The 10,848-nt window shown below is 64.4% G+C and carries 8 protein-coding genes and 1 tRNA gene; 7 read left to right on the top strand and 2 right to left on the bottom strand.

Going from position 1 to position 10,848, the window contains the following annotated elements:
- Window positions 1–188: 188 nt before the first annotated feature.
- Window positions 189–271, bottom strand: a tRNA-Leu gene (locus VLA65_RS16135).
- A gap of 363 nt (window positions 272–634) precedes the next feature.
- Here VLA65_RS16135 and VLA65_RS16130 point away from each other — a divergent pair.
- Genes VLA65_RS16130 through pknB form a run of 7 tightly spaced genes read left to right on the top strand, consistent with a single transcriptional unit; the run spans window position 635 to window position 10,203 of the window.
- Entirely contained in the window at window positions 635–1,378 is a 744-nt protein-coding gene (locus VLA65_RS16130; protein ID WP_284988580.1) for an FhaA domain-containing protein, read from the top strand.
- A gap of 5 nt (window positions 1,379–1,383) precedes the next feature.
- Window positions 1,384–1,866, top strand: a complete 483-nt coding sequence (locus VLA65_RS16125) for an FHA domain-containing protein FhaB/FipA (protein WP_059390255.1) — start codon at window positions 1,384–1,386, stop codon at window positions 1,864–1,866.
- A gap of 3 nt (window positions 1,867–1,869) precedes the next feature.
- A complete protein-coding gene (locus VLA65_RS16120) occupies window positions 1,870–3,606 on the top strand; it encodes a PP2C family protein-serine/threonine phosphatase (RefSeq protein ID WP_332603075.1) in 1,737 nt (578 codons plus the stop codon).
- Window positions 3,603–4,970, top strand: coding sequence for an FtsW/RodA/SpoVE family cell cycle protein (locus VLA65_RS16115; RefSeq protein WP_059388888.1), 1,368 nt, complete (start codon window positions 3,603–3,605; stop codon window positions 4,968–4,970). Before VLA65_RS16120 ends, VLA65_RS16115 begins: the two co-directional genes overlap by 4 nt.
- Window positions 4,967–6,424, top strand: a complete 1,458-nt coding sequence (locus VLA65_RS16110) for a penicillin-binding transpeptidase domain-containing protein (protein ID WP_059388886.1) — start codon at window positions 4,967–4,969, stop codon at window positions 6,422–6,424. Before VLA65_RS16115 ends, VLA65_RS16110 begins: the two co-directional genes overlap by 4 nt.
- Window positions 6,421–8,232: a protein kinase domain-containing protein gene (locus VLA65_RS16105; RefSeq protein WP_332603074.1), complete on the top strand. Its 1,812-nt coding sequence runs from the start codon at window positions 6,421–6,423 to the stop codon at window positions 8,230–8,232. Before VLA65_RS16110 ends, VLA65_RS16105 begins: the two co-directional genes overlap by 4 nt.
- Window positions 8,233–8,238: 6 nt before the next feature.
- A complete protein-coding gene (pknB, locus tag VLA65_RS16100) occupies window positions 8,239–10,203 on the top strand; it encodes a Stk1 family PASTA domain-containing Ser/Thr kinase (RefSeq protein WP_370872726.1) in 1,965 nt (654 codons plus the stop codon).
- Here the strand turns inward: pknB and VLA65_RS16095 are convergent.
- The gene (locus VLA65_RS16095; protein ID WP_059388885.1) at window positions 10,200–10,841 is read right to left on the bottom strand and encodes an aminodeoxychorismate/anthranilate synthase component II; all 642 of its coding nucleotides are present in this window, start codon (window positions 10,839–10,841) and stop codon (window positions 10,200–10,202) included. The genes pknB and VLA65_RS16095 overlap by 4 nt on opposite strands.
- Window positions 10,842–10,848: the final 7 nt, after the last annotated feature.

The raw sequence follows: 10,848 nt of genomic DNA, 5'->3' as shown, positions 1-10,848 counted from the left end.
CGGACCCGAGGAATACGGCAACACAGCCACCGCAGAGGAAGGCCTCTGGGCCCGCAAAGGTTGGGCAGGACGCACGTGACACGCGCGGGATTTACACACGTTTTGTCCTATAACCCGGGAGTTGCGAGGGAGTTCGGTGAGTTAAACAAAGGAACCCCGGTCAGAGACCGGGGTTCCTTTGAATTGCGTGCGCGAGGGGGGATTTGAACCCCCACACCCTTTCGGATACTGGCACCTGAAGCCAGCGCGTCTGCCGTTCCGCCACTCGCGCGCAACTTTCTTTCGCCCGGGCCGTACCAGGTTTCCCCGGCCTCACCCCTGCGAAAGCAGCGAGATCAAGCATAACGGACAACCTGTTGAAAACGCCAATCGACCCGGGACGGGGCCGTAAAACCCTGGGACGCCACGGATTGCCGGTCCCCCAGATGATGCGGAAATCACGCGAGAAGCATCCCGGAATGATGCAGTCCGGCGAACTTTTCCGGCGTTCCGGCCGTTGTGGAATAAGGCCATTCACAGTCTTGCCCAGTAGTATCGGGGTTGAAGACAGGCTTCCTGCGTGCGCTCCGGCCACTGCGGGGATTCGTCTTGGCTACTGATACTGCCGGGTCAACGAAGCGGAAGGAGAAGGACCATGGGCTTGCTTGACAGGGTTGAGCGTGGCATCGAAAAGGCCGTCCGAGGCGTCTTCTCCACCGGGTCGCGGGCGCGGGTGGAGCCGGTGGAAATCGCCAGCAAGCTTCGCCGTGAACTGGACAACAAGTCCATCACCATTTCAGCCGGCCGAACATTGGCACCCAACGTTTTCGACGTTCTCTTGAGCGATGAAGACTTCGCGCGCGCCCAGGACTGGGGAACTCCCCTGGCCGAAGAATTGTGCGACGTCGTCATCCAGCACGTGCGCAGCCAAGGTTACATTCTGCAGGGTCCCGTACGGATCTCCTTCCGTCACGACGATGCCCAGCGCGAAGGCCATTTCGAGATCACGTCCCGCACCGAGAAATCCGGCGGGGCTGCCGCGCCCGTTGCTCCCCGGCCCGTTGTGCCCGCCGCTCCGAGCCGCGAGCCCACACGGCTCCAGCCTGTCCTGGACATCGGCGGACAACGCTATTCCCTCAACGCGCCTTCCATCGTGCTGGGCAGGTCATCCGAAGCCGACATCCTGGTGGACGATACCGGCGTCTCCCGCAAGCACTTGGAAATCCAGACGGCAGACGGAGTCATCCGCGCCGTCGACCTCGGTTCCACCAACGGAAGTTACGTCAACGGCCATAAAGTGGACGGCAGTGTAGAACTTACTGACGGATCCACCATCACCATGGGACGGACCAAGATCATCTTCAGACTTCTCCCCCAGCCCTCTGGTGGGCGCCCGTGAGCGACATCAGCGAACTGACCATCACCGCACTCCGCTTCGGCTTCCTGCTGTTGCTCTGGATACTGATCTTCAGCATCGTCTCGACCATGCGTCGCGATCTCGTGATCGGCCGCAAGGCAGCCATGGGAACTCCGACGGCGCGCGAAGTACGCAAGCATCCGGAGCTCGCCCCGGCGCCGCCCCAGCCCGTGAAGCAGCAGGCGCACCAGCTCGTCGTCGTCGAGGGCCCGCTCAAGGGCACCACGCTTCCTTTGGCCGCGAGCCCCATTCTGCTGGGCCGCGCACAAGAGGCCACCTTGGTCCTCGAGGATGATTATGCTTCGGGCAGGCACGCGCGCTTGTTCCCCCAGGGCAGCCGATGGTTCATCGAAGATCTTGGCTCCACCAACGGCACCTACCTCGCCGATCAGCAACTGACCCGAGCCCTGCCGGTGGAGCTTGGCGTCCCCGTGAGGATCGGCAAGACGGTCATCGAATTGAGGGCGTAGCCCATGGCTTCCCCCCAGCCTTCCGAAGGCAAAGCGCTGCCTCCGGAGCTCCCCCTCATCATGCGTTACGCGGCGCGGTCCGACGTCGGGCGTGTCCGCTCGAAGAATGACGACTCCGCATATGCCGGCCGGCATCTTGCCGTCGTCGCGGACGGCATGGGCGGGCACGCGGGCGGGGACGTCGCCTCGGCATCCACCGTGCTGGACATGATCCACCTCGATCACGATTCCTACCCGGACGGCGCGGAAACAGTCCTCGCGGACGAAATCCAGACTGCCAATTCCCTCCTCTCCGAACTCGTCCACGTAGACCCGAAGCTCGCGGGCATGGGCACCACGGTCACCGCCCTGCTGCTCGAAGGCAGGCGGCTGCACTTCGCGCACATCGGCGATTCCCGCGCCTACCGCCTGCGCAATGGCAAATTCGAGCAAATCAGCGTGGACCACACTTTCGTGCAGAGGCTGATCGACGAAGGCCGGCTGCGCCCCGAGGAAGCCGAAACCCACCCGCACAAGAACGTCCTCATGCGCGTCCTGGGCGACGTGGACGCCAGCCCCGAGCTGGACCTCGACGAGCTCGACGTCGAACCGGGCGAACGCTGGCTCCTCTGCTCCGACGGCCTGAACTACGTCCAAGGCGCAGTCGTGGAGCAAGTAGTCCGCGAAACCAAGGACCTCGCCGAATGCGCCGAGCTCCTCATTGAGCTCACTCTCGCCAACGGGGCTCCGGACAATGTCACCGTGGTGCTGTTGGAAATCGTGGAAGAGACCGGCGATAACCTCAGCACGGCCGCCGTCGACGTCGTCCCGGAAGCGCAGGTGCCGCCGAAAGCGGCCGATCCCGCGAAGTCCGCACCGAGCAAGGACAGCTCGCACGGCAGCGATGCGGCGGCCCCGGCCAAAAAATCCGGAGCCAACAGCCCCGCGGCCGGCGGGGTCACGCCTGCCGTAGCGCCGCCGGAAACAACGTCCGACGCCGGGCCATCCGCCGCCGCGGAGCCCGCAGCGCCGCGTCCTGTAGCGGGTTCGGCAAAACCTGCCGGGACCACCGAGCCTCCGACGGCGACAGACCCGCACCTTGGCGAGCACCTGTCGGCGGAGATCCTCCGCGAAGAGCTCGCAAGCCGTCCGCACGAGCTGGTCGGGGCTGCCGCGACCGCGGCCGATACGGGTTCGATCCCGACCATAGCCGGACGCAGCGTTGCACGCCGGGCTGCCACGGTGCTGACCCACAAGGCCGAACAGGACCGCCAGGATCCGCAACCGCTTGTCGCCCGGAAGCGGCGCTGGTTGACGCCGGCCATTGCCGCCGTCTTGGCCATCTTCGTGGTCGCCGGGCTGTGGCTCGGCTATGCGTGGACGCAGACTCGCTACTACGTCGGTGAATTCAATCAGCACGTCGCAATATTCAACGGCATTTCGCAGAGCCTGGGCCCGTTCCAGCTCTCGAAAGTCGAGGCCACGACGAACATCCGCATGGATTCCTTGCCTGAATTCACGCAACAAGTCGTTCGCCAGACCGTTCCGGCGCGGGATCTGGCCGATGCCCAGCAGATTGTGAAAAACCTTCAGGAAAAGGGCACCACCGGGCTTCCAGTCACATGCCCCACAGGCACGGCCAAACCGACGGCGAGTCCCTCGCCCACAACAGGCCCCACGCCGGCGAGCCCGAGTCCCTCGAACCGGCCAACATCGTCGCCGACGTCCACGGCGGTCCCTACGTGCGCGGTGTCCCCATGATCCTGGCCACCACCACACCCAGGCCGCGCCGCAACGTCGAGCTCGTCCTGCTGGTCCTTGCCCTTGCTGTGGGAATCGGCGCCAGCGCCATGGTCGGGCTCAACAGTCCGGCCGCGTTCGACGCCGATTTCTGGTTCCAGTCGAGTCTCTTGATCGTGGCGGCATTCGCTTTCCACATGATCCTCAGGTTCCGCGCGAAATATGCCGATCCGATCATCCTTCCGATCGTGGTTGCACTCAACGGCTTGGGACTGGCCCTGATCCATCGCATGGACCAGCCTGGCGAGGACACGGGAAACAACCAGTTGCGCTGGACCCTCCTGGCCATGGCCGTGTCAATCGTTGTGATCTGGTTCCTCAAGGACCACCGCATCCTTCGCCGCTTCACCTTCATCTCGCTGGCGGCCAGCGCGGTTCTCCTTGTATTGCCGCTGGTTCCCGGAATCTCCGCCGGCGAGGTGCTGGGCGCGAGCGTCTGGATCCGGATCGGTCCCATGACTTTCCAGCCAGGCGAAATCGCCAAGATTACCCTGGCTATATTCTTCGCAGGCTATCTTTCCTCCAACCGGGACCTCATCCTGCTTGCCGGCCGCAAAATCGGCCCCATGCAATTGCCGCGCTTCAAGGATCTTGGCCCCATGATCACGGCTTGGCTCGTGAGCATCGGCATCCTCGTGTTCCAGCGGGACCTCGGCACCTCGATCCTTTTCTTCGGCTTGTTCATCGTCATCATCTATGTGGCAACAAGCCGGATCAGCTGGGTAGTCATCGGCGTCGCACTGATCCTGGGTGGCGGATTCCTGGCGTCCAGGTTCTTCTCGCACGTCGCGTTCCGCCTGGACAGCTGGTGGAACGCCTTCACCCCGGAAGTCTTCGACCGGTCCCCGGGCGGCAGCGGACAGATCGTCCAGGGCCTCTTCGGCATGGCCGACGGCGGCCTCGGAGGCACAGGGCTCGGACAAGGCCGGCCGGATCTGGTGCCGTTCGCCAACAGCGACATGATCGTGGCCCTCATCGGTGAGGAACTGGGACTGATCGGTCTTTTTGCCGTCGTGATGCTCTACATGCTGCTCTTCACCCGGGGGTTCCGCGCTGCTCTTGGCGCGCGGGACGCGTTCGGCAAACTCTTGGCTTGTGGCCTGTCCTTTGCCATAGCGCTGCAGTGCTTCGTGGTGATCGGCGGCGTCACCCGGCTGATCCCGCTGACGGGACTCACCACTCCATTCCTTGCGGCAGGCGGTTCCTCCTTGCTTGCCAACTGGATCATCGTGGGCTTGCTGCTCATGATTTCGAACACCGCGCGCGGCCCGGTGGACACTACGCCCATTACCCATGCCCCCACAGAGGCGGTGCAGACCTCATGAACCATTCCATACGCAATGCGTGGATGGCAGCAGTTGCCATGTTCGCCCTCCTCTTTGGCGCGATCAGTTATGTCCAGGTCATCGGCGCCGGCGACCTCAACGACAATCCGTGGAACCAGCGCGCTGTCCTGGCGAACTACTGCAACGACCGCGGTGCCATCATCGTGGGCGGCAAGCCAATCGCCGAATCCGTTGCCGGAGACGAAACCTGCAAGTACCAGCGCAGTTACGCCCAGCCGGAGCTTTATGCGGGGATCACGGGATACTTCTCCAGGACCTATGGGTCCACCGGGCTTGAGCAACAGCTCCGGGATGAACTGGCTGGCAGCTCCGACCAACTCTTCCTGGACCGTGTGAGCCAGATTTTCCTTGGGAGCCAGCCGAAGGGCGCCTCGGTGGAATTGACCCTTGATCCCGTGATCCAGAAGCTCGCCTACGACCTCATTCCTGACGGCCAGCGCGGCTCGATCGTCGTCACCAATCCGAAGACGGGCGCCATCATCGCGATGGTCTCCAAGCCGTCCTATAACCCCAACCTGATCGCCACGCACGATCCTGCCAAGGAGAAGGCCGGTTACGACCAAATCAACCAGGTCCCCGGCATCAACCTGAACCAGTCCGTGAGCGGACCCACCGGCGAGCTGTTGGCGCCCGGTTCCGTGTTCAAGCTCGTCGATACGGCGGCAGCATTGAGCTCCGGGAAGTACAACAAGGATAGTGTCCTGCCGAACCCGGACAGTCTGCCGTTGCCCGGTTCCAGCGCCTCGCTGCCCAACTATGCCGGGGGCAACTGCTCCACCCGCAACACCGCCGATTTCGCTTTCGCCCTGGAACAGTCATGCAACACGCCCTTCGCCAGCATTGCCCTGGACCTGGGCCAAAACGCGATCGCGGACCAGGCCAGCAAGTTCGGCTTCGGACAGGATTTCGGGGACCAGCTCAAGCTGCAGTCCGCGGTCAGCGTCTTCCCCAAGAACCTGGACCAAGCAGCGCTGGCCCAGTCCGCCGTCGGGCAGCGTGACGTCAGGGCCACTCCGCTGCAAATCGCCATGATGACCGCCGCTATTGCCAATAAGGGCGTCCAGATGAAGCCGAACCTCATCAAGACTGTGCGGGCACCTGACCTGCGTGTCATCAGCGAGCCCAAGGCCGAGGCGCTGCGTACTTCCACCACGCCCGATATCGCCAACCAGATCACGCAGTGGATGACCGACGTCGTGTCCCAGGGCATTGCGAGCGGCGCCGCAGTGCCGGGAGTCCAGGTGGCCGGCAAGACCGGTACCGCGCAACTCGGCGATTCAGGCTTGAACAACTCATGGTTTACCGGGTTCGCCCCGGCCAACGACCCGCAGGTAGCCGTCACCATTGTCATGGAAGGCGTTGATGTGTCTACCGGCGCAAAGCTAACCAGTCCGAACGCGAAGAAGATTTTTGAGGCGGTGTTGAACAAGTGAGGCCTACGTCAGGAATCACCCTCGGCGGCAGGTTCCAGCTGACCAGTCGCATAGCGATTGGCGGCATGGGAGAGGTCTGGAGGGCCAAGGACCAGATCCTTGGCCGGATCGTCGCCATCAAGGTACTCAAAGAGGAATACACGGGCGACCCCGGGTTCCTCCAGCGGTTCCGCGCCGAGGCCCGCCACACCGCGTTGCTCAATCACGTGGGGATCGCCAACGTCTTCGATTACGGAGAGGAAGACGGCTCCGCCTACCTGGTCATGGAATTGGTGCCGGGTCAGCCGCTGAGCAGCATCCTGGAGCACGAGCAGGTCCTTTCACCGGACCGCACCCTGTCCATCATTTCCCAAACCGCCCGGGCGCTGGCCCCTGCACATGCCCAAGGCCTGGTACACCGGGACATCAAACCGGGCAACCTCCTGATCACGCCGGATTTCCGTGTCAAGATCACCGACTTCGGTATCGCCCGCCTCGCCGACCAGGTTCCGCTCACGCAGACCGGCCAGGTCATGGGTACGGCGCAATACCTGGCTCCGGAGCAGGCCACGGGACAAACAGCCACAGGCGCCTCGGACATCTATTCCCTGGGGATCATCGGCTACGAGTGCCTTACAGGGCACCGTCCTTTTTCGGGAGAATCCCAGATCGCGATTGCGCTGGCCCAGGTCAACGACGCCCCGCCGCCGCTGCCTGAAAGCCTGCCCACCCCCATTCGCGCCCTGCTGATGTCCATGCTCGCCAAGGATCCGAAGAACCGTCCCGCGGATGCCATCAAGCTGGCCGAAGCCGCGGAAGCGATCCGCGCTGGCGATATCGCAACGGCACACGCGGCCGTCCCGGGGATGTTGCTGTTCGAATCCGCCACGGGCCCTATCACTGCCCCTACGGACATTGCCACCGCGCCCACCGGCATCGTCACCTCGCCCTACGGCAGGGAAGCACGGTCGACGTCGACGTCGGCGCTCCCGGTGATTGGCGCCGCCGCCGCGGGAGCCGCTGCGGTGGGGGCTGCCGCCGAAGGTGGAAATCCGCTGGCCCGTGCCAATGCCCTGGCCGCCGAACGCAGCTTGGATCAGGCCGACGAGCACAACGCGTACATCCATGAAGAAGAGGAGTACCAGGAGCAAGAGCCGCCGCGGAAGAAACGCAGCCCGTGGACGTGGCCGCTCATCGCGCTGATCGTGCTCGTGTTGCTCGCCCTGGTGGGGGCGCTCCTGACCCAGTCAGGGTTGTTCTCGCCGAGCAGTCCAGCACCGGCTAGCACCACTCCTCCGTCCCAGGTCTCGAGCGCACCGCCAACCTCGGCAAGTCCGAGCCCCACGGAAACCTCGGCCACCCCGACGCCCACTACGTCCACCCCGGATACCATCAACCTGATCCCGGAGCAGTACAAGGGACAGCCGTACGACAAGGTGCGCTCGGACCTCAACGCACTCGGCCTCGCGGTCAACGGAGTCCAGGTCTTCGATCCATCCACGCCCGGCACTGTCATCGACATCAATCCTTCCGGCCCGGTGGCCAAGGGATCGACCATCACCGTCAGCTACTCCAAGGGACCGCAGATGGTCACCGTGCCGACCATCGGCAAGGGAGCCACCGAATCACAAGTACAGGCCGCTATCGAAGGTGCGGGCCTGCGCTGGGTCACTGGAGCCCCCGTTGACGGAGCAACCGGCCAGGCGCCGGGAACATTCGTCAGTTCCGATCCCGCGGCCGGGCAGAAAGTACCCGCCGGGTCCGTCGTGACCTATCACTTGTCCAAGCCGAACTCGAACCCGTCTCCTTCCACCAAGACCACCCCGTAGGACACCATGCCAACCGGACGCTCTACACCTGCCCACAGAGAGGACAGCACCCCAATGACATCCCAGCGCGTCCTCAACGGGCGGTACGAACTCGGTGAATTGCTCGGCCGTGGTGGCATGGCCGATGTCTACAAGGGCGTCGACACTGTTCTTGGACGAACCGTGGCGGTAAAACTGCTCCGCGCCGATCTCGCCCGTGATCCGCAGTTCCACGCCCGCTTCAAGCGCGAGGCGCAGGCGGTGGCGGCCTTGAACCATTCCTCGATCGTCGCTATCTACGACACGGGCGAGTACACGGTGTCCGGCGGGCCGGGCGAGGACGTCCGGGTCCCATACATCGTCATGGAATACGTGTCCGGCCGGACTGTCCGCGACCTGATCCGTGCCAAGGAACTGGACATCGATCAGGCCATCGAGTTCATCCTTGGGGTCCTTGCCGCCCTGGAGTACAGCCACAAGGCCGGGATCGTCCATCGCGATATCAAGCCGGCCAACGTCATGGTGACCGGAGAGTCAAACGACGTGAAGGTCATGGACTTCGGAATCGCACGGGCGATGGCCGATTCCGCGGCAACCATGACCCAGACGCAGGCCGTGGTTGGTACTGCCCAGTACCTGTCGCCCGAGCAGGCCCTCGGCGAGACCGTGGACGCCCGCAGTGATCTGTATTCCGCGGCGTGCCTCCTGTTTGAAATGCTGACGTCCCGTCCTCCGTTCACGGGAGACAGCCCTGTCTCGGTGGCCTACCAGCATGTCCGCGAGATCCCGGAGCCCGCCAGCACCTTCAATCCAGCCGTTTCAGAGGCACTCGACAGTGTCCTGGCCAAGGGCCTGCAGAAGAATCGCGCCGATCGTTTCCAGGATGCGGCTGCCTTCCGGCGGGCCTTGCGTGCGGCCAAGAACGGCGTTGCGGTCCCGGCCCTGGCCGCCGGCACTCCAACGGACGTCACGGAGGCGGTGCCGTTGACGCAGCCGATTCCGGAAGGCGGCTTGGCGCGCGGCCTGGTGGGCGCCGAATTCCTGGACAGCACCCTGAGCGGAGGGCCGGAAAACGGCCAGGCCGCCGGCGGCCAGGACATGCTGGCCCGGGAGGCGGCGGAGACTGAGGCAGAGCACGACGGCGCCATGCCGCTTGGGTTCGCCCCTGAACGCGAGCGGACCGCCCGGCAGAAGTCCCGCCGTCGTGCGTGGACCGCAGTGGTTGTTATTTTGGTGCTACTGGTCTTGGCCGGCGGCGGATTCTGGGTGTACAGCACGGTGAACCAGAAGCCGACTCCGCCCCCGTTGATCGCGGTACCGGCGGTGGCCGGCATGAGCGAGGCCACGGCGTTGCAGACGCTGTACGGCGCCAATCTCAGCCCGGAGTCGCACCATGTCCCGGATGACAAGGTCCCCAAGGGGACTGTGATCAGCACCGACCCTGGCGTGGGGTCCCAAGTGGCGCCGAAATCGCACGTCATGCTGAACGTTTCTGACGGGCCGGTCTCGGCGACTGTCCCTGCAGGCCTGAGCGGGCTCACCGAGGCCGCTGCACGCGACCTCCTGCGCCAGGCCGGACTCGTGGGTGGGTCGAGTACTTTGGCCAATAGTGCCACCGTTCCCGCGGGCTCCGTCATCAGCACCAAGCCCGCTTCGGGAGCTGTAGTGGGCGTGGGCAGCACCGTCGACCTGGTGGTGTCCACGGGCAAGGTAGCCGTGCCTCAACTCGTCGGTTTGAGCGAGGCCGATGCAGAAGCGCTGCTCAAGGCGAACGGCCTGGCCATCGCGGTCACCGAACAGGAGAACTCGCAAGTAACCCCTGGAAAGGTGACGGGCCAGGGCGATGCCTTCAATTCCCTGGTAGAGCAGGGCAAGACCATCAGCGTGATTGTCGCTAAGGCTCCCGCCCCGCCCCCGAGTCCCACCCCGACCCCCACGCCGTCGCCTAGCGACACCAAGGGCGGCGGAGGCCTGGGCGGACTAGGCGGCTAGCGCTGGATCAGCGGGCTCAGGGTGGCGGCACGGGCGGCCGCCCCGGACATTCCGAGTGATTCAAGCCAGTTGCCCAGCATGAGGTAGCCGCCTTCGGTGAGCACCGATTCCGGGTGGAACTGCACCCCGCACAACGGCGCCGAACGATGCTGCAGGCCCATGACAACCCCGCTGGCGGTTTCGGCCGTGATTTCCAGGACGTCGGGGATGCTTTCCCGGACAGCCGCGAGGGAGTGGTACCGGGTGGCCGTCACCGGCGAGGGCAGACCGGCGAAAACGCTCTTGCCGTCGTGCTGCACAGGTGAGGTCTTGCCGTGCATCAGCTCCGGGGCATGAGTGACAGTCCCGCCGTAGGCCTCGGCCAGCGCCTGGTGCCCAAGGCAGACCCCGAACATCGGCTTGTTGTTGTCTCCGCACCATTTGATCAATTCAATGCAGACGCCGGCTTCGGCGGGAGTCCCGGGGCCGGGGGAGATCAGCACGCCGTCGCGCGCGTCCGCCAGCTCGATCGCTTCGGCGAGAGTGACGTCGTCGTTCCGGACCACTGTGGTTTCCGCGCCGAGCTCCTGCAGGTAGCCGACCAGGGTGTAGACGAAGCTGTCGTAGTTGTCCACGACGAGGATTTTTGTTGTGCTCATGGCTGCT

Source organism: Arthrobacter sp. S2(2024) (genome assembly GCF_036662515.1).
GTDB lineage: Bacteria > Actinomycetota > Actinomycetes > Actinomycetales > Micrococcaceae > Arthrobacter.
The sequence above is the reverse complement of the archived record's forward strand: the minus strand, read 5'-3'. Positions and strand labels throughout refer to the sequence as shown.